Raw genomic sequence first — 24,474 nt, forward strand, 5'->3', positions numbered from 1 at the left:
GGAAGTGGACATCGAAGGTGCTGTCGCGCTCGTGACCGGAGGTGCGTCCGGGCTGGGCCTGGCCACGGTCGAGGAACTGCACGGCCAGGGCGCGAAGGTCGTCATCGTCGACCTGCCGTCCTCCCAGGGCGAGGCCGTGGCCGCGGAGCTCGGTGACGGTGTCGTGTTCGCCGCCGCCGACGTCACCGACGAGGAGCAGGTGACCGCGGCGCTCGACGCCGCCGACGCGCTGGGGTCGTTGCGGATCGCGGTGAACTGCGCGGGCATCGGCAACGCCGCCAAGACCGTCGGCAAGAAGGGCGCCTTCCCGCTCGCCGATTTCACCAAGGTCATCAACGTCAACCTCATCGGCACCTTCAACGTGCTCCGGCTCGCCGCCGAGCGCATGTCCCGGACCGAGCCGGTCGGCGAGGAGCGCGGAGTCATCGTCAACACCGCCTCGGTCGCCGCGTTCGACGGGCAGGTCGGCCAGGCCGCCTACTCGGCGTCCAAGGGCGGCATCGTCGGCATGACGCTGCCCATCGCGCGGGACCTGGCGAGCCTGAAGATCCGGGTGACGACCATCGCCCCGGGCCTGTTCCACACGCCGCTGTTCTCCGCGCTGCCCGAGGAGGCCGTTGCCTCGCTCGGCGCTCAGGTCCCGCACCCGTCGCGGCTCGGCGAGCCGAGCGAGTACGGGTCCCTGGTGCGCCACGTGGTCGAGAACCCCATGCTCAACGGGGAGACCATCCGGCTGGACGGGGCCATCCGCATGGCACCTCGATGAGGCTCGACCGAACCGGCCGGTGGTCTTCACCGGCCGGTAAGGTCACCCGCAGGCGGGGAGAGGGAGAGACGTGATGGCTCAGGCGAGTGCGGCGAAGCCGGACGCCGCGTCCGGGTGGCGGGATTTCGGGCCGCTCGAACTGACGCCCATCCTCGACGCCGCGGTGGACGAGTTCCGCGAGAGCGGGTTCCACGGCGCGACCGTGCGCCAGATCGCTCGCCGCGTCGGCATGACCGTTCCCGCGCTGTACTACCACCACGAGAACAAGGAAGGGCTGCTCGTCGCCCTCCTCGAACTGGGCACCAGCGACGTGGCCTGGCGCGTGCGCGCGGCAGCGCGCGAGGCCCCGGGATCGCCGCGCGATCAGTTCGTGAACGTCATCGAGGCCATCGTGCTGCACATGACCTACCGGTTCCGGCTGGCGGCGCTCGACAGCGAGACCCGGTACCTGTCGCCGAGCAACCGGCGCCGCTACAGCGCCCGCCGCAAGACCGTGGAGACCGTTCTCACCGAGGTCATCGAAACCGGCACTCGCGAAGGCACCTTCACCATCGCCGACCCGGTGGAGACCTCCCGGGCGCTGCTGGGCATGTGCCAGTCGGTCGCGCGCTGGTACCACGCGGACGGCCCGCTGAGCCCCGAGGAGATCGCGGCCCGCTACGTCGACATCGCTCTGATGACGGTCGGCGCGCACCCCCGCCTGCAGCGCTGAGCCGCCGGGTTCACCTCTGCGTGGTGCGGCCGTCCGCGGTGGTTCGCCTGGGCGTACCTCCTGCGACATCGAAGGAAGACTCCTTCATCTGAATCCCACGGACGTCTCATGTGGCGTCCCTAGCTTTCTCCTCGTCGGCAGCTCGGTGATCGCACCGTGCTCAGCGAGAGGAAGCGAACGCATCATGAGCGTCTCCACCGGTGTCGGGCCAGTCGTGGCGAATCCTGTTCGTGCGGAGGGGTTCTCATCCGAGGTGCAGCCCGATCGGTTGCGCCGGTCGAAGAAGGCGTACACCACTCGTTCGGTCGCAGCGCGCGTCGAGGCCGCCCCGCGCGGATACGCGCTGCTCGACGGGCCCGACGTGGTTCCGCGTCCTGGCGATGTCGTTCTCGCGCGGGTCGAGCGGCTCGGCATGCACACGCGGCTGGAGAGCCCGGTGAGCCGGCGTCAGGCGCTGTTCGCCGGTGACGAGGTGCTCGTGGCCTACGGCCACCGCTACGCCCCCGACCAGTTCGAAGCCGAGGTCCCCGACGACCTGCGGCCGGTCCACCTCGTCGCAGCCGGGGGAGTGGCGGCGCTGGTGACCGCCAAGCACGCCAAGATCTCCGACGCGACCCTCCTGCAGCCGCTGGGCCTGCTCGCCGACGCGCGCGGAGTCGTGACGCTCTCCCGCTGCGCGCCTCGCGCGCTCACCGCGGAACCATCCCCGCGCGCGGACGGGCCGACGGTGATCGCCGTGCTCGGCACGTCGATGAACTCCGGCAAGTCCACCGCCGTCGCTTCGCTCATCCGCGGCCTGGTGCGATCGGGGTTGCGGGTGTGCGCCGGGAAGGCGACCGGGACGGGCGCGGGCGGGGATCCGAACAGCTTCACCGACGCCGGTGCCGCCGCGGTCCTCGACTTCACCGACTTCGGGTTCCCCACCACGTTCCGGCTGGAGCACGACCAGGTCCGCGCGCTCCTGCTGTCGGTGGTCGACGGCCTCTCCGGGCCGGACGTCGACGTGGTCGTCGTCGAGATCGCCGATGGCCTCTACCAGCGCGAAACCGCCGCGCTGGTCGCCGATCCGGTGTTCTCGCGGGTGGTCGACCACGTCGTGTTCGCCGCCGACGGCGCGGCCGGGGCCATCGGCGGCGTGGAGCTGCTGCGGCGGCGAGGAGTGCCGGTCGCCGCGGTGAGCGGGGTGCTGACCTCGGCGCCGCTGGCGATGCGGGAGGTGCGGTCCGCGCTGGAGGTTCCCGTGGTCGAGACCTCCGCGCTCACCGAGCCCGACGTGCTCGAGGGCGTGCTGTGAGCGACAGGATGCCGAGGCTGCTGACCGGAGGCCGCCGCGGGCTGTTCGCGCTGCTCGTGTGCGCCGGATTCGGTCAGGCGGCGCTGGCCGGGACGACCGCGATCAGCATGCCGCGCCTGCTGCAGGCGGCCCCGGGTGAGAGGTGGTTCTGGCTCGCGATCATGCTCGCGACGGCGGGCTGCGTGGGCGGAGTGCGGGTCGCGGAGTGGGTGCTGGCCGAGAAGCTCGGGCAGGACTACGTCCACGAACTCCGCATCGGGCTGCTCACCGCTGCGCTCGCCGAGGGACGCCGACCCTCGCTGGGGACCACGATCGCCCGCGCCACCAACGACCTCTCGGCGGTCCGCAACTGGATCGCCTGGGGCATCGCGCCGATGGCGGGCGGACTGCCGCTGATCGCGGGCGTCCTCGTGGTGCTCGCAGCGCTGCATCCGGCGCTGGCGGCGGCCGTGGTGACGCCGATCCTCGCGCTGGGCGCCGTTCTCGGGCTGCTCGCGCGCGTGGCCTACGCGCGGGCGAGAACGGTGCGCCGAGCGCGCGGACGCCTGGCGGCGCAGGTCAGCGACGCGGTCGCGGCGGAGTCGGCGATTCGCGCGGGTGGTGGCGTGCACCGCGAGCTCAAGCGCATCGACCAGCTCAGCGGGCGGGTGCGCGCGACGGCCGTGCGCCGCGCGCGGGTGGCCGGATACCTGCGCGGGTCGGCGGTGTCGACGGCGGCGTTGGCCACGCTCGGCGTGGTCGTCGTCGGCACCGGCTTCGGGATCCCGCACGCGCTGATCGCCACCGCGATCACGGTCGTCGGCGTGCTGGTCGCGCCGGTGCACGACCTCGGTCGGGTCGTGGAATACCGGCAGTCCTACCTGGCCGCGCGGCGGGTCCTGGCTCCCGCGCTGGCCCGGGACCTGCCGGAACCGCGAGCCGTCCCGGCGGGGGAGGTCCGGGCACCGGCCGAGGTCCACGTCCACGAGCTCTGGGTCGATGGGGCCGTGCCCGGACTGGCCGCGGCGCCGGGTGCCAGGGTGGTGCTGCGGGGGAGCCCGGAGCGGATCTCGGCGGTCCTCGGCTTGCTGGCCGGGATCGGGACGACCGCGCGCGGTTGGGTGCGCGTGTCCGGTCACTACCTCGACGACCTCCCGGCGGTGCAGCGCCGCCGCCACGTCGGCTACGCCGCCCGGGGACTGGCACTGGAGCGCGGCACGATCGCAAGGGCGGTGCGGTACCGGCGACCCGAGCAGGAGGGCGCCGTGATGCCCGACCTCGACGCGGTCGGGATCGGCGAGCGCGTCCGCGCCCTGCCCGACGGGGAGCGGACGAAGCTGCGCCGAGGCGGCGAACCGCTGTCGATCCCCGAACGCGCCCGCCTGCAACTCGCCCGCGCCCGCCACGGCACACCACCGCTGCTGGTCCTCGACCACATCGACGACGAACTCGGCGCGGGAGGAACCGACCTGCTGCGGACGCTGCTCGCCGACTACCCGGGCGTGGTGGTCCTGGCGACCGACGCCCCGGAGCGCATCGTCCCGGACCACCAGGTGTGGGACCTGACTCCCAGCTCCCAGCACGTCGTGGTGGCCGGGTTCTCCCGTCGGGGCGGGGAGCTCAGAACTCCCGGTTGACCACGAGGTGGGCCACCTGCTCGATCCGCTCCGCCGCACCCGGGCGGTACTCGGCGCGGCGCGCGGCCGAGAGCGACTCGGACATCAGCCTTTCGGCCTCCGACCGGCTCCACTCCCGGCCGCCGGCCTTCTCCACGAGCAGGGCCAGCTGTTCGACCTCGGTGTCGGTCAGCTCCTGCCGGGAGGAGTACAGCGACGCCAGCTCCTGACCTGCGTCGGTCCCGGAGTTCAACGCCGCGACCACCGGGAGGCTCTTCTTGCGGGCGCGCAGGTCGGCGTGCACCGGTTTGCGGGTCACGGCCGGATCGCCCCAGATCCCCAGCAGGTCGTCGACGTGCTGGAAGGCCAGCCCCAGCTTCTCGCCGAAGGACTTCAGGTCGTGGCGCTGCTCGGCGGAGGCGCCACCGAGCAGAGCGCCCAGCTCGCAGGCGGCCCCGATCAGCGCGCCGGTCTTGCCGCGGGCCATGTCCTCCACTTCGGACACCGCGACGTTCGTGGCGTTCTCGAACGCCAGGTCCGACGTCTCGCCCTCGATGAGCGCGGTGGTGGCCTCGTGCAGGACGCGCACCGCTTCGGCGCCGCATCCGGCGAGCACCCGGTAGGCCAGGGACAGCAGCGCGTCCCCGGCCATGATCGCCGGTCCGGCGCCGAACGCCGCCCAGGCCGTCGGACGTCCCCGCCTGGCTGCGTCCCGGTCGAGAACGTCGTCGTGCAGCAACGAGAAGTTGTGCACGAGCTCCACCGCGACCGCGGCCGGAACCGCCGCCATCCCCGAGCCGCCGACCACTTCGGCCGACAGCAGCACCAGGGCCGGGCGGACCGCTTTGCCCGACGCCTCCTCGCCGGGTTCACCGCGCTCGTCCCAGAAACCGAGGTGGTAGCCGCACACGTGCCGCATCTCGTTCGGCAGGCCGGAAATCGCCTGTCTCATCGCGGGATCGAACAACTCTCGGGACCACCGCAACGAATCCACTACCGAAGTCGCCATCACCAGATGATCTTGGCAGCGCCGAGGCCGCGACGGGAACCGGCGACCCCGCATTGGGGCCATTTTTACGCCGGACAGAGATGCTCGTTGCGACATTGAGGGGACTCGGAATTCGACGGTGAACGCAAGCAAGCAATTGCTTACATCCGGAACAGATGCTGAATATCGCTGGTTGGAATATTCCAAAATGGCGACCAGGCAGGCCGCCAGACCCGCATCCGGACGCGCGGTCTCCTATTGCTGGACATGCCAGTTCTGTAATCACCGCACGTGGCAGCCCTGCAATTGGCATATACCAGTGTTTCAGGCGGAAACTAACGCCGTGAGTTCATCACGGAACGGATTCTTTGCGATCTCCGTGGGGATGCAATGTTGATCTTCCGAATGGATCTGAACGGGCAGCCGTCCCGCGAATTTCCAGACTTGCCGGTTCCGAATTAATTCCCAGCTGCGGTTTTGCATTGCGCTCAGGATCGGGTGGTATCTCTCCGCCACTGTTCGGACTAGTGGTTCGCCGTCGTGCGGGCGATTCATCGCGCTGAAACGCCCCCGGTATGGTCCGCCCGGCAACAGGACGGATGGGTGTCTCGAAACATCCTTCGTGCCTGGCAAGTTCGGTTTTCACGGAAAGAAGTCGGCACAGGTCTCCAGCTTCACTGCGAACTAACTCTTCTCTCGCGGAGCGCATTCGCGAACATCCCTGGACTGCAGTCGTTCTGGAACGCGGCGTGGGGATGTTCGTGCGATCCGTCGTGCCCGCAAAGCGGCACCGAGTGGCCAAGCGGATCGATGCCGCCCGCGTGGAGGGAGTTCCCGGTCGTGGCCTGTGGCGACATTGAGAGGAGTCTCTGGATGGAAAGCCCTGCCACGAAAGCGGAAACCGAGGAGAAGGCCGGACTGGGCCGCCGTCGGTTCCTCACCTACCTGGCGGCGGCGCCCACGCTCACCGTCGTCGGGAAGGTGCTGGCCGAGGGCGAAGCGGCCGCCGCCGCGTTCGCCCCGAACCAGCTGCCGGTGCCGCCGATCGCGGACCTGTTCGACATGGGTGACGCGATCAACCTCCTGGCCACGCCCACCTTCGGGCAGCTGCGCCTGGGCATCAGCGAGAACAACAAGGTCTGGTTCGAGCTGCCCAAGACCGAGGTGGGGCAGGGCATCAACACCACGGTCGCGATGATCCTGGCCGAGGAGTTCGACGCCAAGCCCACCGACATCGCCATCACGCACTCCGACGCGCGTCCCGAGCTGTCCTACTCGCAGGTCACCGCCTTCTCCACCTCGGTGCGCGTGCTGCGCACACCGCTGTCCTCGATGGCGGCGGCCGGCCGGGCACGGCTGGTCACCGCTGCCGCCAAGCGCTGGGGCATCCCGGCCGGCCGGCTGTCCACGAAGGACACCTGCGTCTACGCGCCGGACGGGCGCAAGCTGACCTTCGGCGAGCTGTCCAAGGAGGCGGCGAAGGTCGGGATCCCCGCGGTCCCGGCGACGCCGAAGCCGCCGGAGCGCTACCACATCGTGGGCAAGCCGCTGAACCGCCTGGACGCCAACGACATCGTCACCGGCAAGGCCTCCTACATCTCCGACACCAAGATCCCCGGCTCCGTCGTGGCCGTGGTGGTGCGCCCGCCGACGATCGGCGGCACCGTCGCCTCCTACGACGACTCGGCCGCACGCGCCATGCCGGGAGTCGCCGCCGTCGCCCAGATCCCCACCGGCATCGCGGTGTGCGCGGAGAACACCTGGCAGGCCATGGAAGCCGCCAAGAAGGTGAAGGTCACCTGGGAGGACGGCGCGGCCGCCGCCAAGTCCGATGTGGACATCGCCGCGGTCCTGAAGGAGAAGGCGGGCAGCGCGGCCGACGTCGTGAGTCCCGACGGCGGTGAGTTCGACGAGCGCTTCGACTTCGCCTTCACCAGCCACGCGCCGATGGAGACCGGTTTCGCCGTCGCGGACGTCCGCGACGGCCACGCCGAGGTGTGGTGCTCCTCGCACGTCCCGATCGAGGTGCAGAAGCTCGTCGCCGACGAGCTGAACCTGACCACGGCCGACGTCACGGTGCACGTCAAACGCGCAGGCGGGTCGTTCGGCCGCAACTGCCACATGGACGCACCGCTGGAGGCGGCGCAGGTCTCCCGGGCGACCGGCAAGGTCGTCAAGCTCTTCTGGACCCGCGACGACGACACCCGGCACGGGCGCATGCGCCCGGCCACCCACCAGCGGGTTCAGGCGTCCGTGCGCGCGGGCAAGGTGCGCTCGTTCCACCACCGGGTCTCCGGCGCGTGGACCGACCTCACCCACGGTCTCGGCGACATCGTGTTCACCGCGCTGATGGAGATGGGCAAGCCCGCCAAGGAGGCGGTGGCCGACGTCGTCATCGGCGTCACCCAGACCGTTCCCTACGAGTTCGGCCTCGCCACGGTCTCGGGCACCGAGACCGACGTGAAGCTGCCCAACACCGGTGTGATGCGGGGCGTGCACTCGGTGGCCTACCGGGTCGCCGAGGAGATCACCGTCGACCAGATCGCCGAGCACCTGGGCAAGGACCCGGTCGCGTTCCGGCTGGAGTCGCTCAAGGACGACCGCACCAAGGCGGTGCTGCGCAAGGTCGCCGCCGAAGGCCGGTGGGGGAGGGCGATGCCGCGGGGCCACGCGCAGGGCGTCGGCATCCACCAGGAGTACAAGTCGACGACCGCGACGCTGGTCGAGATCGACGCGACGGACCCGAAGAAGCCGCGCGTGACCAAGGCGTTCGTGGCCATCGACCCCGGCCGCGCCATCAACCCGCGCGGGGTGGAGGCCCAGATGCAGGGCGGGCTGATGGACGGCATCAACACCGTCCTCTACGCCGGCCTGCACATCGACGGCGGCGCGGTGCGCGAAGGCAGCTTCGCCGACTTCCAGGTGGCCCGGCAGGCCCAGGCGCCGTTGCGGACCGAGGTCTTCATCATGCCGCCCACCGGTGAGCCCGGTGGTGTCGGCGAGATCGCCGTTCCCGCCTCGGCCGCCGCGGTCGCCAACGCCTACGGCCGCGCCACCGGAACCGTCCCCCGCCAGTTCCCGATCAACAACTAGAGGAGGGCTCGCATGCCCCAGTACTCGATCACGGTCAATGGGGAGGACGTCGAGGTCGACGTCCCCGCGGAGATGCCCCTGCTGTGGGTGCTGCGCGACGAGCTGCGCATCACCGGACCGAAGTACGGCTGCGGTGTCGGCGTGTGCCGCGCCTGCACCTGCCTGATGGACGACGAGGAAGTCCAGACCTGCATGGTCAAGGCCGCCGACGCCGACGGCACCGAGGTCACCACCATCGAGGGCCTGGCCGACGGCGACGAGCCGCACCCGGTGCAGCAGGCGTGGATGGACCAGGACGTCGCGCAGTGCGGGTTCTGCCAGCCCGGCCAGATCATGGCCGCCGTCGCGCTGATCAACGACAAGGGCGACGAGGTGACCGACGCGGACATCGACCGAATCGAGAACGTCTGCCGCTGCGGCACTTACGGACGGATCCGGGCCGCGATCAAGCAGGCCGCGCAGGCCTAGGAGCTGTTTGGGAACTGTTTGCTCAGCGGTGCGGGTAGCGGGTTCTGAGGCGGCCCTCCTGCTCCGGGCGCGCCGACTCATGCATGCCAATGCACCAGGTCGACACGTCCTCACAGGAGAACCACCTCAGAACCCGCGGCGGTGCGAGCTGAGTCCCACACCTGAAACAGCGGCTACCGCCGCATTCCTCAACACGACCTAGTGCGAACACCTGAGGGCGGCGGGAGCCCGGTCGTCACCGGGCCCTCGCCGTCGATCTCCACCGCCTCGAACACCATGAGGAGACAACAGTCGTGACACTGTTCCAGCAGACCGCGCATCGCGCCCTGGACTACGTGCGCAAGTCGATCGGACCGGACGGGGCTCCGTCGGTCGAGATGTCCTTCGACCCGCGGTTCGAGGAGAGCTTCACCGGCCGCGAAGCGCGCCGGAAGCTGACCGAAACCCTCGGTGCGGACCCGGGTTTCGACCTCGCGGACGAGGCGTTCTCGGCGATGGTGTCGCTGATGCTGCTCACCACCACCGACAGCAGGCCCGACCGCGAGCTGATCGCGCCGCTGTTCGAGCAGGTCGAGCGGTGCCGGTGGAGGCGGCGCTACCGCTTCCTGCCGGAGAGCGGGTTACCGGCCGACACCGACTGCACGGCGATGGCCACCGGCGCCCTGCGCGAGCTCGGGATGCTGCGGGTCCCGGACCTGCAGGCGACGGTGCGGGAGCTGTCGCTGGCGGCCTCGCACGAGCCCGACGGCTCCGAGGACCTGTGGCCCTGGGTGTACCTGGTCTACTGGGAGGACGGCGAGGAGCCGGGCACGTTGAGCCGGGGCCGCAAGCACGACGCGGTGGTGTGCGCCAACGCCCTCTACGCCCTGCACCTGGCGGGAGTGCCGGAGCGGATGGAGGAGCGCGCGGTCCGCGACGCCACCACCCGCTACCTGGCCGCCCACCTGGACTCCGGGCGCTGGCGGGAGGGCACCCGCTACTACCCGTCGCCGCAGGCGTTCCTGCACGCCCTGTCGCGGGTGTGCGCCCGGTTCCCCGAGGAGATGAGCACCCTGACCGGGCCCGCCCGCAGCGCTCTCGCGGAGCTTCCCACCGGCGAGACATCGCTCGACATCGCGCTGCACGTGCTCGCCGCCGACAACCTCGGGGCGCAGGAGGGCCAGGACGAGCGACGGCTCTCGCTCGCCGAGGCTCAGGACTCCGACGGTTCGTGGGCGGCCGGCGCCTACTACCGGATGGGCCGGTTCCAGGTCTACTTCGGATCGCGCTACCTGACAACGGCTTTCGCGATGCGCGCGCTGTGGCGGTCGGGCGAGGTGAGCCGGTGAGCGACTTCGGACTTCCGGTCCGCGACCGCATCCACCCGGAGGTCGCCGACATCGGCGATCGGCTGTGCCGGTGGGCGGCCCGCGTCGGCCTGATCACCACCGACCTCGACGAGCAGCGGCTGCGCGGGGCCGGGTTCCACGAGGTCACGGCGATGGTGCTGCCGGACGACCCGCCGGAGGCCGTCGAGCTCTACGCGCAGTGGATCACGGTGCTGTTCCACCTCGACGACGAGCAGGACGACGACGCCGACCGCTCGCCGGACTCGGTGCGCGAGGTCTACGCGGCGATCACCGCGCTCGTGCAGGGGCGGCCGGTGCTGGTCGGCAGCCCGCTGATGTCGGCGATGACCGACCTGTGGCCGCGCACGGCGGCGGGCATGTCGGTGCGGTGGCGGGACCGCGTCCTCGCCCACCTGCACCGGCACCGCGACGCGTTCCTCACCCAGATCGCCCACCGCGCGGCGGGGACCCTGCCCACGCCGGAGGAGTACCCGGTGCTGCGGCGGGAGTCCAACGGCATGTTCATGTTCGATGTCCTCGAATCCGCCTGCGGCACCGAGGTTCCCGAACCTCTGGTGAGCGGCGAGGCGTGGAAGGAGCTCTGCGCCGCCTCCAACGACCTCACGGCCTGGTGCAACGACATCCGCTCGCTGGCCAAGGAGTCGGCGAACGAGGAGCCGACCAACTACGTCACGGTGCTGCGCCAGGCGCAGGCCTGCACCGAGGACGAGGCCATCACCGAGGTCCGCCAACAGATCCTGCAACGGCAGAAGGAGCTCGAGGAGGCCGCCGCCGAGGTCCGCGATCAGCTCGCGGGCCGGCCCGAGGAGCTGCGGGCGCGGATCGACCACCTCATCGACGTCATCGCCCACATCCCGGGAGGCCACGCCGCCTGGCTGGACACCTCGGCCCGCTACCGACCCCCGGCCGCGTAGCCGAACCCCTCGCCGGTCGAGCGGCCTCCCCGGGAGGTCGCTCGACCGGCGCGTTGCAGGGGAGTTTGGGCGAGCTGGTTGTGGCTCATGCGTTCGGTGAGGTGGGAAAGGTGCGGGTGGCCGGGTGAGCTCGGGGCGCAGGTGAACTTCCGGCGATGTCGCTCAAGGGGGCGGGTTGGTGCTGCGCGCTACCGCAGAGATAAGTTAGGCTGACCTAAGTCTTTGTGAGTGCGTTGAGGAGTTCGAGTGGCGACCTACCTGACCGTGACCGGTGCCGAGATGGTGACTCCCCGGGTGCGGCGACTGTGGTTCCGCAGTGATGACCTGTCGGCCTTCGCCGAGAGCGTGCACACCGACCGCTACGTCAAGCTGGTCTTCCCCAAGGAGGGCGTGACCTACCCGGAGCCGCTCGACGTCAAGGCGATGCGCGGCACGTTCCCGGCGGAGGACATGCCCACCGTGCGCACCTTCACCGCGCTGTTCCCCGACGTCGAGAGCGGCACCATGGCCATCGACTTCGTCATGCACGGCGACCAGGGCGTGGCCGGTCCGTGGGCGGCGAAGGCCGAGCCGGGCGACCGGTTGATCATCAACGGACCCGGCGGTGCCTACAAGCCGGACCCGGAGGCCGACTGGCACCTGCTCGCCGGTGACGAGTCCGCGCTGCCCGCGATCTCCGCCGCGCTGGCCGGCATGCCCGCCGACGCCGTGGTGCGCGTGGTCATGCTCGTCGACTCGCCCGCCGAGGCGCCCGACCTGGTGCTGCCCGCGGCCGGCGAGGCCGTGTTCATCTACCGCTCGGACGTCGGTGAGGACGGCGCGCTGGAGAAGGCGGTGCGCGAGCTGGAGTGGCTGCCGGGCCGCGTGCACGCCTTCGTGCACGGCGAGGCCCAGGAGGTCATGCGTCGCGTCCGTCCCTACCTGTTCCGCGAGCGCGGTGTGGCGCGCGACCAGGCGTCGATCTCGGGGTACTGGCGCCGCGGCCGCACCGAGGAGGCCTTCCGCGAGTGGAAGGCCGAGTTCAACAAGGCCGAGGCCGCGGCTCGCTGACCGATCAGGCGGCGTTGGCGTTGCGCAGGGTGCGCATCGCGGCGGCGAGGCTCTGCGACTGCTGCTCGCCGAGCGGCTTGAGGATGCGGTCGCGCAGGATCTCGGCGCAGACCTTGCGCGCTTCCCCGGCGACCTCCAGGCCGTGGTCGGTGAGCACCGCGTAGACGACGCGGCGGTCTTCGGCCGAGGGTTCGCGGCAGATCAGGTCGGCCTTGGCCAGCCGGTCGGCGACCTTGGTGAAGCCACCGCTGCTCAGAGCGGCCTCCACGGCGAGCCGGGTCATCGGCAACCGGTGCCCGGGGGAGCGCAGCAGTCTGATGAGGATGTCGAACGAGCCCGGGGCGAGGTCCACGCGCTGGCTGATCTCGTTCATCATCAGGCTGTGGGTGGTGTGGTAGCCCTCGATGACCAGACCCCACCAGGTGACGGTCTCGTCATCGCTGGGCAGATCGACCTCGTGGGCCACGGCTTCCGTTCCCTTCTGCGGACTCATCGCGCTCTCCGTTCTCGCCGACGTGGTGACGGCTCCGAGCACAATCTTACACGCAATCATCTTGAGCGAAAGATATCTCTTGATGAGCCTCTTCTCGGCATGCGGTTGGCGAGATCCAGACGCCCGCTCGCCCGCGCTCTCTGGAGGCGATCGGGTGTGCACTGTGGAGTGATCACCTTCCCCTGACCTGCCGTTAGCGGAGTCACAAACTCGCCACCCGGGTGCGTGCCCTGGGGTCTGCGTGCGAGCATCCCCCGGACCCAACAGCGCCGCGACTGCCGCGGCGGTTCGAGGAAAGGCTGGAACCAGTGCAGGTCTTGTGGGGCATCGGCGGCATGGTCGTCGTACTGCTGCTGGCGTTGGCGCTGTCGACCAACAGGCGCGCGATCAACCTCCGCACGGTGCTCGGTGCGCTGGCGATCCAGATCGTCTTCGCCGTCGTGGTGCTGCGCTGGCCGCTGGGGCAGCAGGTGCTCGCCGCCGTCGCGGCCGGGGTCACCAAGGTCATCGAGTCCTCGAAGGAGGGCATCGACTTCCTGGTCGGACCGATCATGCCCACCGAGGGCACGGTGGTGGCCTTCCAGGTGCTGCCGATCATCATCTTCGTGTCCTCGCTGACGGCGGTGCTCTACCACCTGCACGTCCTGCAGTGGGTGGTGCGCATCATCGGTGGCGCGCTGCAGAAGGCGCTGGGCACCACGCGGGCGGAGTCGCTGAACGCGACCGGCAACATCTTCCTCGGCCAGACCGAAGCGCCGCTGCTGGTGCGCCCCTACCTGGCGAGCATGAACAGGTCCGAGTTCTTCGCGGTCATGGTCGGCGGCCTGGCCACCGTGGCCGGCACGGTCATGGTCGGCTACGCCATGCTCGGCGCGAAGCTGGAGAACCTCATCGCCGCCAGCTTCATGGCCGCCCCCGCCGGCCTGCTCATGGCCAAGCTGATCATGCCGGCCCCCAAGGACGAGCCGAGCTCCGACGACGCCCAGGTGTCCGAGGACGACGAGGCGGCCGAGGAGGAGGAGTCCAAGAAGGTCGCCTTCGGCACCGCCGCGCCCGCGCTGGAGGAGAAGCCGCGCAACGTCATCGACGCCGCGGCCACGGGTGCCTCCGACGGTCTCAAGCTGGCGCTCAACGTCGGCGCCATGCTCTTCGCCTTCGTCTCGCTGATCGCGTTGCTGAACCTCATCGTCGGCGCGCTCGGCGGACTGTTCGGCCTGCCGGACCTGACCCTGCAGCAGATCCTCGGCTACGTGTTCTCGCCGCTGATGTGGGTGATCGGCGTGCCGTGGCACGAAGCGATCGCCGCGGGCGGTTTCGTCGGCGAGAAACTGGTGATCAACGAGTTCGTGGCGTTCGGCGACTTCGGTCCTCAGGCAGGCAACTTCAGCGAGAAGACCGCCACCATCGTCACCTTCGCGCTCACCGGCTTCGCGAACCTGGGCTCGCTGGCGATCCTGCTCGGCGGCCTGGGCGGTCTCGTGCCCGCCAAGCGCAGCTGGATCGCCAAGGACGGCATCCGAGCGGTCCTCGCCGCCACCCTCGCCAACCTCCTGAGCGCCACCATCGCCGGAGTCCTGGTCTAAGCCCCGTCCCCGCGGCGCCGGATCACGCCGTCAACCCGTCACCGGACAACGCCCGTGCCCGTGGCCGCAGCGCTTCACGACCCGGATTACGGCCGTTCTCGGGTGTCTGATTACGGCGGTAATCCGTGTTCCGGTGGTGGTCGCGGTCGGTGTGGATGGACGGTGTCACCCGGATTACCGCCGTGTTCAGGTGCCTGATTACGGCGGTAATCCGTTCTCCCGCACGTGGGTGTTGCTCCGCGGGTGCTTCGGAAGGGTTGCCGCGACGAGCGTGATCGCCTAACCAAGCGATTGTTTGGTACGGTGCCTCCGGTGTCCGAGGTGGGGCGCGGGAGGCGTGATGCTGATCAGCGACGTGGTGGCCTTGGCCGCCGGACGAACGCCCGGAGCTCCGGCGCTGACGTTCGAGTCCACCACCTGGACGTTCGGTGAGCTCCACGCCTCGGTCTGCCGGCTGGCCCACGGGCTGGCCGACATCGCTCGGCGCGGTGACCGCATCGCCGTGCTCACCGAGAACAACGTCGAGTACGTGCTGGCCTACTACGCGGTCCCGCTCGCCGGGATGGTGCTGCTGCCGGTGAACTACCGGCTCGCGCAGCGCGAGATCGCCGACCTGCTCACCGACGCCGCGCCGACCGTGCTGATCACCGAGGCGAAGTACCTCGACCCCGCGCGGCACGCCGCCGACGCGGTGCCCTCGATCCACACGGTCGTCACCGTCGACGACGTCGCGGGCACCACGCCCTTCAGCGCGCTGCTCGACGGCCGACCGGACACCGAACCCGAGCGCGCCGACGAGAGCTCGCCCGCGTGGCTGATCTACACCTCGGGCACCACCGGACGGGCCAAGGGCGCCGTGCTGACCCACCGAAACGTGGTCGCGGGCGCGGTCAACGCCGTGCTGAGCTGGCCGCGAGCCGCCGAGGAACGGCCGGTGACGCTGGTGCCGTGGCCGCTGTGCCACATCGCCGGGTACAACGTGCTCGTCGCGCACCTGGCCGCCGAGAACGTCGTGCTGCTGCGCAGGTACAGCACCGAGGGCTTCCTCGACGCCGTGCAGCGGCACGGGGTCACCGGCACCACGGTCGCGCCGACGATGCTGGAGATGCTGCTGCGCCACCCCGGCATCGGCGCCTGCGACACCACCTCGATCACCCGCATCGGGTACGGATCGGCGCCGATGCCGGTGGCCACGCTCCGCGAGGCCATGACCCGCTTCCCCAACGCCGGGTTCCGCGCCGGGTTCGGCATGACCGAGCTCGCCGGCAACGCCCTCGCGCACGGCCCGGAGGGGCACCGAGCGGCTGCGGCCGGGCGTCCGGAACTGCTGGCCTCGGCGGGTCGGTCGATGTTGCTGACGGCCGCGCGCATCGTCGACGACGACGGCGTCGAACTCGGCGCCGACGAGGTCGGCGAGCTGGAGATCCGCGGTGATCAGGTCTTCTCCGGGTACTGGAACCGGCCCGAGGCGACCGCGGAGGCGTTCCGCGAAGGGTGGTTCCGCACCGGCGACCTCGCCCGGCGCGACGCCGAGGGTCGCTTCGCCATCGTCGACCGCCGCAAGGACATGATCCTCACCGGCGGGGAGAACGTCTACTCCCGCGAAGTCGAGGACGTCCTGCACCAGCACCCGCGCATCGCGGCCGCCGCGGTCGTCGGGGCGCCGGACGAGCTGTGGGGCGAGCGCGTCGTCGCCGTCATCGAGGCCGACGGCGAGCCCGACCTGACCGAACGCGAGATCCGCGAGTTCTGCGCGGCGCACCTCGCGCGCTACAAGTGCCCGCGACAGGTGCTGGTGGTCGACGAGCTCCCGCGCAACACGGCGGGCAAGGTCCTCAAGCGCGAACTCCGCCAGCGGGTTCGCTGACCTCGACGAGGAGGAGCACCAGTGGAGATCAACGGCAAGAAGGCGGTCGTGTTCGGCGGAGCCTCGGGCATGGGCCGGGCCAGCGCGGAACTGCTCGCGGCGCAGGGGGCGTCGGTGGCGATCGCCGACCTCGCCGACTCGGCGGGCCAGGACGTCGCCGCCCAGCTCGGCGGCACGTTCCACCCGGTCGACGTCACCGACTTCGCCGGCGTCGAGCACGCGCTGAACGCGGCCGTCGCCGAGCTGGGCGGGCTGCACATCACCGTGACCACGGCCGGCGGCGGCATGGCGCAGCGCACGCTGGGCAAGCAGGGGCCGCACGACCTCGACGCGTTCCGCCGGATCCTGGACCTCAACACGGTCGGCACCTTCAACATCAGCCGCTTGGCCGCGGCGCACATGAACGACAACGAGCCCGAGGACGGTGAGCGCGGGGTCATCATCAACACCTCGTCGATCGCCGCTTTCGAGGGCCAGGTCGGGCAGGTCGCCTACACCGCGGCCAAGGCCGCGATCGCCGGGATGTGCCTGACCATGGCGCGCGATCTCGGGTCGATGGGCATCCGCGTGCTGGCCATCGCGCCGAGCCTGTTCGAAACCGGGCTGGTGAAGGGAGCTCCGGAGGACGTGAAGGCCGCGCTGGTCAAGGACGCGGCGTTCCCCCGGCGCATGGGTCGCCCGGAGGAGTACGCGAAGCTGGTGCGGGCCATCGTCGACAACCCGATGCTCAACGGCCAGTGCCTGCGGCTGGACGCGGGCCAGCGCTTCGCGCCGAAGTGAGTCTTGGCAGCCCGTAGTTGATCGGCGTAGCCTGCCCGCATCCATGAACGTGAACACGCTTCACATTCACCGAGAGGCAGGCTCATGCCCGTTGCCAGGAGGCAGGTGCTGGCCGCGGCCGCCGCCGCACCGCTCGCCGCCACGATGTTCGGCGTCACCCCCGCGTCCGGCCAGGAGGCCACCGGCTACCGGGTCGGGCGCGGGGTCGCCGACGTGACCGGTCCGGCCGCTGAGAACGGCATGATGGGTTACTCCATGCCGCAGCAGCAGACCGCGGGCATCCACCTGCGCACGCTCGCGCGCGCGTTCGTCGTCGACGACGGCGCGAACCGCGTGGTGTTCGTGACCGCCGAGCTGGGCGCGCTGTTCCAGTCGGTGCACCAGGAGGTGCTGCGCCGCCTGGCCGAGACCTACGGCGGTCTCTACACCGAGCAGAACGTGCTGCTCAACGCGACCCACACGCACGCCGCCTGCGGGGGAGACTCGCACTACGCCGCCTACGACCTGGCGACCCTGGGCTTCCAGGAGCAGGTCTTCAACGCCGTCGTCGACGGCATCACCGAGGCGATCGGGAAGGCGCACGACGATCTGCGGCCCGGCGCACTGGCGCTCGGGCGGGCCGAGCTCACCGACGCCAGCGTCAACCGCTCCCGCAGCGCCTTCGACCTCAACCCGGCGGAGGACACCCGGCACTTCCCGCAGGCGATCGACCCGGCGGTGACGGTGCTGCGCTTCTCCCAGGGCGGGCGGGACGTCGGCGCGATCACGTGGTTCGCCACCCACGGCACCTCGATGACCAACGAGAACCACCTGATCAGCTCGGACAACAAGGGTTACGCGGCCTTCGCCTGGGAGCGCCTCGACGCCGAGTTCGTGGCCTGCTTCGCCCAGACCAACGCGGGCGACATGTCGCCCAACCTGGACCTGGAACCCGGGTCCGGTCCGACCGACGACGAGTTCGACAACACCCGGATCATCGGTGAACGCCAATTCCGCGCCGCGCGAATCGCTTTCGACTCGGCGCGGGAGTCGATGAGCGGGCCGGTCGACTCCGCGCTGTGCTACGTCGACCTGTCCGAGGTCACTGTGGACGGACGATTCACCCCGGACGGCAAGACGCATCGCACCTGCACCGCGGCCATCGGGATGTCGATGCTGGCCGGCAGCACCGAGGACGGACCGGGAATCCCCATCGGAGAAGGGATCCGCAACCCGCTGCTGGACTGGCTCGGGGGAGCAGACGTTCCCATCCCGCCGGGACTCGCCGACGAGCAGGCGCCCAAACCCGTCGCGGTGCCCTTCGGCGCGATGCCGCCGCACCCGTGGTGCCCGGAGGTGCTGCCGTTGCAGCTGATGCGCATCGGCGAGCTCCACCTGGTCGCCGGACCCGCCGAGTTCACCATCGTCGCCGGGCTGCGGATCCGCCGGAGCGTCGCGGCCGAGCTCGGCGTCCCGCTGGAGAACGTGCTGATCCAGGGCTACGCCAACGCCTACAGCCAGTACGTCACCACGCCCGAGGAGTACGACTCCCAGCAGTACGAGGGGGCCTCCACGCTCTTCGGCCGCTACACGCTCCCGGCCTACCAGCAGGAGTTCACCAGGCTGGCCGCGGCGATGCGTGCCGGGGAGCGGGTCCCGCTCGGTCCCGTTCCGCCCGACATGAGCGGAACGCTGCCGAACTTCCAGCCGGGCGTGGTCTTCGACGCGCCGCCTCCCGGCCGCGCCTTCGGCGACGTCCTGGCCGAGCCCGCGAGCGGTTACCGCCGGGGAGAGCGGGTCGCGGTCGAGTTCGTCACCGGGCACCCCAAGAACGACCTCCGCCGCGGCGGCACCTACGCCGAGGTCCAGCGCCTGGTGGACGGCCGGTGGGTGCCGGTGGCCGACGACCGCGACTGGTCCACCCAGTACCATTGGAAGCGCAGCGGTGTCGCGTCCTCCACGGCGACGATCACCTGGGACGTTCCGGCGGAAGTGCCGACCGGCCGCTACCGGATCGTCCACAACGGAGACTGGAAAGCAGCGGCCTCGGGCGAGATCACGCCGTTCACCGGACGCAGTCGGGACTTCCTCGTGGCGTGAATGCGAAGTTCGAGCGCGCGCGTGGTCGAATCGTAATGTTCCAGCGTGGGAAATGCGGAGTCCAAAGTTCGACACGGGTGGAACTCGAGGCTCGGGTCGCGTACACGTGGGGACAGCACTTGACAAGTCCGAACCAGGAAGGTGTTCATGACCTCTTCGCCGAACGAGCCCGGCCAGAGCGGCTCCGAGAAGCAGCCCGCTGAGGAGACCGAGACCTCGGCAGTGGAGCAGCCCTCGGAGAGCTCCGCAGCCGGCCACGGCGACGCCGAGTCCGGCGCTGAGAAGTCGGGCGCCGAGCAGCCTGGTGCCGAGCAGGGCGAGCCCGACGCGGAGCAGACCGAGAAGTCTCAGCCCGCGGCCGAGACCACCGAATCGAACGAGTCGTCCGAGTCCGCTGAGTCCTCTGAGGCTTCTGAGGCTTCTGAGGCGTCTGCGGCCACCGAGTCCGGTGAGGAGCCCGCGAAGAAGAGCAAGGTCGGCGTGATCGTCGCGGTCGCCGCCTCCGTGCTCGTCATCGCGGTCGTGGCCGTCGGTGCCTTCTGGCTGTTCAGCGGCGGCTCGGCTCAGTCGACCGCCGAGGACTACGCGGCGCTGTCGACCAAGGAGACCCAGGACCCGCGCAGCGTCAAGGCCGACGACTACCGCGCGGTGGTCTGCAACAGCGCGATGCCGCAGATCGAGGAGCTGCAGAAGCAGAAGGAGGAGTTCCTCAAGGTCGCCAAGCCGCAGGACCTCGAGATGCTCAAGCAGGTCAAGACCACGGTCAAGTCGGTCCAGGAGAACGGCGACACGGGCACCGCGACCATGGAGTCCACCGTTCCCGGCCAGCAGCCGCAGGCCGCCGAGCTCAAGCTCGTCAAGGAGGACGGCGACTGGAAGCTCTGCGCCTGAGCAGTCCCTCCTCGGTGCCCGGTCGTCGTTGCGGCCGGGCACCGATGAGTTTCAAGGGTGGTCGGGGTCTCCATTGGCGACTGCCCCTGAAACTCGTCCGCGGGAGAGACCATGACCACCACGCACGCACTGCCGCCCGTCGTGGACGCCGGCACCTGGCAGCGCGAGCTCGACGCGTTGCGCGCCCGTGAGAAGGCGGCGACCAAGGAGCTCGACGCGATCGCCGCGCAGCGCCGCCGCCTGCCGATGGTGCGGATGCCCGACTACGTCCTGGAAGGCGAAGCGGGACCGGTCACGCTGGCCGAGATCTTCGACGGCGCCTCCCAGCTGATCGTGTACAACCACATGTGGTTCCCGGGGGAGAGGTGGCAGTGTCCCGGTTGCACCGGGTTCACCTCGCAGTTCACCCGCCTGGAGTTCCTCCGCGACTACGACGCGCGGTTCGTCATCGTCACCCAGGGGACGATGGACGAGGCCGTGGCCTACAAGCGCCGCGTCGGCAACGCGTTCCCCTGGTACTCCACCGCGAACAGCTCCTTCGGCACCGATGTCGGCGCGCCTCCGGGCGGCGGCTTCGGCCTGAACGTGTTCCTGCGCGACGGCGACGCCGTCTACCGCACCTGGCACACCACGGGCAGGGGCATCGAGCAGCTCGGGCACACCTTCGCGCTGATCGACGCCCTGCCCTACGGTCGCCGCGAGGCCTGGCAGGACTCCCCGGCGGGCTGGCCGAACGACGAGGTCCCCGGAAGCCGCTGGCAGTCCTCCGAAATCGTCGCCGAGCGCTACGGCCGGCCCGACGCCTGACTCACGCCGCGGCGAGCTGCGGTGAGCGGCGCAGCGCCCGGCCCAGGGCGAGAGCGCCGGGTCCGGTGAAGGCCAGGAGCAGGAAGGACCACGCGAACAACGCGGCCTGCTCTCCCTGGTTCTGCAGGGGGAGCAGGCCGTCGGGCTGGTGCACGATGAAGTAGGCGTAGGCCATCGAGCCGGAGGCGAGCACCGCGGCGCCGCGGTGCAGCACGCCGAGCGCGACGAGGAGCCCGCAGCCCAGCTGGATCACCGCGGCCCACCACGACGGCCAGGTTCCGAACGGCACGACGCCTCCGCCGGTTCCCGGGGCCCCGCCGAAGACGCCGAACAACGATGCGGCGCCGTGGCTGGCGAACAGCGCACCGACGACGATCCGGAAGGCGCCGAGGGCGTAGGGCGCGAGGGTGGTTGCTTTCCTGTCGAGACTGGACATGCGCGACTCCTCAGGTGCAAGCGGACACCCGACGAGCGTTAAGTTAGGGTAGCCTAATGTCAAGGGTGATCAGCCCGGCTGTCCAGAACCGGAAACACCCCTGACTGCGAACGGCCGACCAGGTGCGCACCAGTGGCCGCGACCTGATTCCGCTGGTCAGGCCCGGCGCTAGCTGGTAAACGGGAACGATTCAGTCGACGGAGTCTCACCCCGTGTACTTCCGGCCGATGTACTCCTCCCCGGCCAGGGTCGGCAGTCGGGTCCAGCCCGCGCGGTCGTGGTGCCGGAACCCGAAGTCGACCTGGCGGGTGGGGAAGTCGTAGAGGATCCGGTCGACGGTGCCCCAGGGGGCGGTCTCCGGTCCGCCCGGCAGCGCCGAGGCCATGCGCACGTAGGTCGCGGTCTGGGCGCTGGTGGCGAAGTTGCCGCCCCAGTCGGTGAACGTGGAGTTCGACAGCACGCCCGGGTCGATGTGCTCGGCCGCGCTCACCCGGACCGTCGGCGGGTTGGTCATGCCGTGCGCGATCTCCGCGTGGTCGATGTCCGGCCACAGCATCGCCGAGAGCTGGTCGGCGAAGACGGTCTGCCCGTCGGTCACGGTCGTGACCGGCCGGATCTTGGTCAGGCGCGGCTCACCGACGGCCAGCCACGGACCGCGCTGCTCGGCGACGACGCGGATCGCGCGAGCCGGTTGCGGGAGCGCGACCGCGAGCTCCTGCCAGTGGCGCGCGCCCAGCGCGGCGTCCGGGCTCAGCGGGAGGCTGACCACACCGGACGGCGTGTCGGCCTGCACCGCGAGCCGGTGGGCGGTGAGCCCTTCGCCGAGCACCGGGACCGTGACGTGGGTGCCGTCCCCGGTCGCGGGCACCGGGTACCAGCCGGTGGTGAGCGTGCCCCGCCCGGTGGGCAGGGTGGTGCGGCTGTGCCACACCTCCCCGGGTGCCGACGGCGGCACCGATAGCCGCGCCGACGTGGCGAAATCGCCTCGCACGACGGCAGGTTCGACCGGTGCGGGCGGCTGGACGTCGGCGTTGGCGAGGACCTTGACGTGGTCGGCGAGCCCGCCGGTGCGACCGCTGGTGGCGAACTCGAAGCCGCCGCTGGCGACCGTCCAGCCCGGCGCTTGCCGGAACGGCGCGTAGGCGAACACCGCGAACATGCCGATGACCAGCAGCAGCGCGGTGGCGATCAGCACGCCGCGCTCCGGGCGCAGCAGCACTCCCAGTCGCCTGCGGCGCCGCCACAGGCCGAACCCGGCGATCACCGCGGCCAGGGCGACCCACAGCTTCGCGTCGCGCAGGAAGACGTCCCCGATGTGCGGGGCCGTCATGCTCAGCTCGATCTTCGACAGAGACGCGGGGAGGTGGTTGCCGAAGGACTGGCCGCGGTCGCTGAACGGCTTCCAGATGTTCGGCCCGGAGAACCCCGCGGCGGCCACCATGATCAGCACACCGGTCCCGGCGATGCTCGCGACCGCGCCCGTGGTGCGCGGGAGCGGCGAGCGCAGCAGCGCGGTCGTCAGCAGCACGATCGCCGGGGCGGCCAGGGCGCCGAAGTGCAGCACCCACTTGGTGGGGCTCAACGCCAGGAACGCCATCGCCAGCGCGGTGACCACGGCGCTGCTGAGCATCAGCCAGCGGACCGTGCCCGGCGCGGTCCGGCGGCCGCGGCCCAGCGCCACCAGCAGCCCCACGCCGAGGGTCATCAGCACCGGCAGGCGCAGCGCCCACGGCCCGGTCATGAGGGTGTCGATGTGCCGCCACTCCTCGTACCAGGCGAACGAGCCGTAGTACCAGCGGTGCACCTTCGTCGCTTCGAGCACGTCCCCGAAGGTCGCGTCGGCGAAAGCGACCGGCACGATGGCGGTTCCGGCCGCCACGACCGTCAACCCCGCCACCGAGCGCGACTTCCCGCTGCGGTCGCGCAGCCACCGGCACAGCCACGGCAGCGCCGGGACCAGTGGCGCCCACGCCACCAGACCGGACGGCGAGCAGCTCAGCGCCAGGGCCGCGACCAGCGTCGCCGCGGCGGCCGCCGGGATGCTCTCGCGGCGACGGGCGGTCTCGGCGAGCAGCATCGTCACCGCGGTCAGGCACAGGATCAGCGGTTCCGGTCGCAGCGTCATGCCGTAGGGCATCCACCAGGCCAGGAACGCCAGCCCCAGCGCCCACGGCACCCAGCGGTTGCCGGCGGTGCGGCCGAGCGTCGTGGTCAGCAGGCGACGCAGCGCGACCCAGGTGATCAGCCCGTAGGCCAGCGGCAGCAGCCGCAGCCACCACAGCGAGAACTCCCCGAGTCGGCCCCAGAACTGCATCAGGTACTGGCTGAGCACGAAGGGGTTCTCGGTGGCGTTGAACATGTAGACGTAGTTGCCGAGGTATCCCGCCGCCCCGGCGTTGCGGGACATCAGGACGTACCACGCGTCGTCGTACTGCACCGGTCCGAGCAGCACCCACGACGCGGCCGTGACGCCGACGACCAGGTCGGCCCAGCGGGGCCGGACTCGCGGGATCCGCACCGGTCCCCAGTGCCGCCACGCCAGCACCAGGGTCGCGCCGAGGGCGAGCAGATGTGCCCACAGGAGAAGTGTTTTGAGCCCGTTGGGATGGGAGTTGTAGCGGTCGTCGGCGTGCAGCGAGACCGACAGCCCGCCCGCCTGCGGCATCCCCTCGGCGGTGGTGATCAGCGCCGACACCGAGGGCACCGGCAGATCGGGGAAGTGCGCCACCGGCGCGGAATCGCGCGTGATGGACAGGCCGGTCGCGGTCGCGGCGATGCGGTAGTCGCAGCCACCGGCGGGGATGGGTTCGTCCAGCAGCGGAGTTCCGGCGGCGAGCACCGAAACCCGGCCCGCGGCGGCGGTGACGGCCAGTCCGGTCGCCGGGCTCGCCCCGGCCGGGACGGTGCGCAGGACGTCGCCGTTGCCGACGGCGCGCAGGGCGGCGCAGGGGATCGTCGCGTGCAGCGACAGCGGGCGCGGCGGGCTCAGCGGAACCACCGTCGAACTGGGCAACTTGCCCGCCTGCGGCCAGGAAACCACTGGATCCGAGGCCGTGACCGGCGCGAAGGGGATCGCGACGCCCAGCAGCACGGTGATCGCCGCGAGCACGCCGCACCACCACGCTCGGCGATCAGCCGGGGCGGGCCGGATGCGCGGGCGGCGCGCGGAGGTGGATGGGTTCAGTGCAGGAGGGGACTGCGATACGACCACGCCATAGTCATCGACGGCCCGCCCCGTCAACTGCACTACACGATCGAGTGCGCGAAATCCGAACGAGATTCACCGATCTCGGTGGCGGGAGCGACCGG

At 70.7% G+C, this 24,474-nt stretch carries 19 protein-coding genes; 15 read left to right on the top strand and 4 right to left on the bottom strand.

Going from position 1 to position 24,474, the window contains the following annotated elements; translation table 11 throughout:
- Positions 1-4: 4 nt before the first annotated feature.
- The 4 genes from KBO27_RS07685 (at position 5) to KBO27_RS07700 (ending at position 4,388) form a co-directional block, all read left to right on the top strand.
- Complete coding sequence (locus KBO27_RS07685) at positions 5-766, top strand: 3-hydroxyacyl-CoA dehydrogenase (RefSeq protein ID WP_210969294.1); 762 nt, start codon at positions 5-7, stop codon at positions 764-766.
- Positions 767-839: 73 nt separating this feature from the next.
- Entirely contained in the window at positions 840-1,478 is a 639-nt protein-coding gene (locus KBO27_RS07690) for a TetR/AcrR family transcriptional regulator (protein ID WP_210969295.1), read from the top strand.
- A 253-nt stretch (positions 1,479-1,731) separates the two neighbouring features.
- Positions 1,732-2,772 carry a DUF1611 domain-containing protein gene (locus KBO27_RS07695; protein ID WP_210969296.1) on the top strand — a complete coding sequence of 347 codons (1,041 nt, stop codon included), beginning with the start codon at positions 1,732-1,734 and terminating at the stop codon, positions 2,770-2,772.
- The gene (locus KBO27_RS07700; protein ID WP_210969297.1) at positions 2,769-4,388 is read left to right on the top strand and encodes an ABC transporter ATP-binding protein; all 1,620 of its coding nucleotides are present in this window, start codon (positions 2,769-2,771) and stop codon (positions 4,386-4,388) included. Before KBO27_RS07695 ends, KBO27_RS07700 begins: the two co-directional genes overlap by 4 nt.
- On the opposite strand, the gene KBO27_RS07705 is transcribed toward KBO27_RS07700, so the two are convergent.
- On the bottom strand, positions 4,372-5,319 hold the full coding sequence (locus KBO27_RS07705; RefSeq protein WP_246536575.1) for a polyprenyl synthetase family protein: 948 nt from the start codon (positions 5,317-5,319) through the stop codon (positions 4,372-4,374). The two genes, KBO27_RS07700 and KBO27_RS07705, sit on opposite strands and share 17 nt — an antisense overlap.
- Positions 5,320-6,228: 909 nt before the next feature.
- On the opposite strand from KBO27_RS07705, the gene KBO27_RS07710 reads away from it, so the two are divergent.
- The 5 genes from KBO27_RS07710 to KBO27_RS07730 all read left to right on the top strand — a co-directional run bounded on the left by KBO27_RS07710 (position 6,229) and on the right by KBO27_RS07730 (position 12,229).
- Positions 6,229-8,448: a xanthine dehydrogenase family protein molybdopterin-binding subunit gene (locus KBO27_RS07710; protein WP_210969299.1), complete on the top strand. Its 2,220-nt coding sequence runs from the start codon at positions 6,229-6,231 to the stop codon at positions 8,446-8,448.
- 12 nt (positions 8,449-8,460) lie between these two features.
- On the top strand, positions 8,461-8,916 hold the full coding sequence (locus tag KBO27_RS07715) for a (2Fe-2S)-binding protein (RefSeq protein ID WP_210969300.1): 456 nt from the start codon (positions 8,461-8,463) through the stop codon (positions 8,914-8,916).
- Between the two features lie 293 nt (positions 8,917-9,209).
- Positions 9,210-10,244, top strand: coding sequence for a hypothetical protein (locus KBO27_RS07720; RefSeq protein WP_210969301.1), 1,035 nt, complete (start codon positions 9,210-9,212; stop codon positions 10,242-10,244).
- Complete coding sequence (locus KBO27_RS07725) at positions 10,241-11,179, top strand: terpene synthase family protein (RefSeq protein WP_210969302.1); 939 nt, start codon at positions 10,241-10,243, stop codon at positions 11,177-11,179. Before KBO27_RS07720 ends, KBO27_RS07725 begins: the two co-directional genes overlap by 4 nt.
- Positions 11,180-11,425: 246 nt before the next feature.
- The gene (locus KBO27_RS07730) at positions 11,426-12,229 is read left to right on the top strand and encodes a siderophore-interacting protein (RefSeq protein ID WP_307870285.1); all 804 of its coding nucleotides are present in this window, start codon (positions 11,426-11,428) and stop codon (positions 12,227-12,229) included.
- 4 nt (positions 12,230-12,233) lie between these two features.
- Here the strand turns inward: KBO27_RS07730 and KBO27_RS07735 are convergent, their stop codons facing one another.
- The gene (locus tag KBO27_RS07735; RefSeq protein WP_210969303.1) at positions 12,234-12,722 is read right to left on the bottom strand and encodes a MarR family winged helix-turn-helix transcriptional regulator; all 489 of its coding nucleotides are present in this window, start codon (positions 12,720-12,722) and stop codon (positions 12,234-12,236) included.
- Between the two features lie 308 nt (positions 12,723-13,030).
- On the opposite strand from KBO27_RS07735, the gene KBO27_RS07740 reads away from it, so the two are divergent.
- From KBO27_RS07740 to KBO27_RS07765, 6 genes are all read left to right on the top strand, one after another.
- Positions 13,031-14,305 carry a NupC/NupG family nucleoside CNT transporter gene (locus KBO27_RS07740; RefSeq protein ID WP_210969304.1) on the top strand — a complete coding sequence of 425 codons (1,275 nt, stop codon included), beginning with the start codon at positions 13,031-13,033 and terminating at the stop codon, positions 14,303-14,305.
- A 340-nt stretch (positions 14,306-14,645) separates the two neighbouring features.
- A complete protein-coding gene (locus tag KBO27_RS07745) occupies positions 14,646-16,172 on the top strand; it encodes an AMP-binding protein (RefSeq protein WP_210969305.1) in 1,527 nt (508 codons plus the stop codon).
- Positions 16,173-16,193: 21 nt separating this feature from the next.
- On the top strand, positions 16,194-16,952 hold the full coding sequence (locus tag KBO27_RS07750; RefSeq protein ID WP_132678995.1) for an SDR family NAD(P)-dependent oxidoreductase: 759 nt from the start codon (positions 16,194-16,196) through the stop codon (positions 16,950-16,952).
- Between the two features lie 84 nt (positions 16,953-17,036).
- Positions 17,037-19,031, top strand: coding sequence for a neutral/alkaline ceramidase (locus KBO27_RS07755; protein ID WP_210969306.1), 1,995 nt, complete (start codon positions 17,037-17,039; stop codon positions 19,029-19,031).
- Between the two features lie 147 nt (positions 19,032-19,178).
- A complete protein-coding gene (locus KBO27_RS07760) occupies positions 19,179-19,922 on the top strand; it encodes an Rv0361 family membrane protein (RefSeq protein WP_210969307.1) in 744 nt (247 codons plus the stop codon).
- Between the two features lie 111 nt (positions 19,923-20,033).
- Positions 20,034-20,729: a DUF899 domain-containing protein gene (locus KBO27_RS07765; protein ID WP_210969308.1), complete on the top strand. Its 696-nt coding sequence runs from the start codon at positions 20,034-20,036 to the stop codon at positions 20,727-20,729.
- A 1-nt stretch (position 20,730) separates the two neighbouring features.
- Here KBO27_RS07765 and KBO27_RS07770 read toward each other — a convergent pair whose 3' ends face one another.
- Together KBO27_RS07770 and KBO27_RS07775 are read right to left on the bottom strand one after the other, a co-directional pair.
- Entirely contained in the window at positions 20,731-21,165 is a 435-nt protein-coding gene (locus KBO27_RS07770) for a DoxX family protein (RefSeq protein ID WP_210969309.1), read from the bottom strand.
- Positions 21,166-21,370: 205 nt separating this feature from the next.
- Positions 21,371-24,274 (bottom strand): arabinosyltransferase domain-containing protein, encoded by a 2,904-nt coding sequence (locus KBO27_RS07775; RefSeq protein ID WP_210969310.1) that lies wholly within the window; start codon positions 24,272-24,274, stop codon positions 21,371-21,373.
- Between the last annotated feature and the right edge of the window lie 200 nt (positions 24,275-24,474).

Origin of the sequence: Saccharopolyspora endophytica, assembly GCF_018070075.1 — a bacterium.
GTDB lineage: Bacteria > Actinomycetota > Actinomycetes > Mycobacteriales > Pseudonocardiaceae > Saccharopolyspora > Saccharopolyspora endophytica.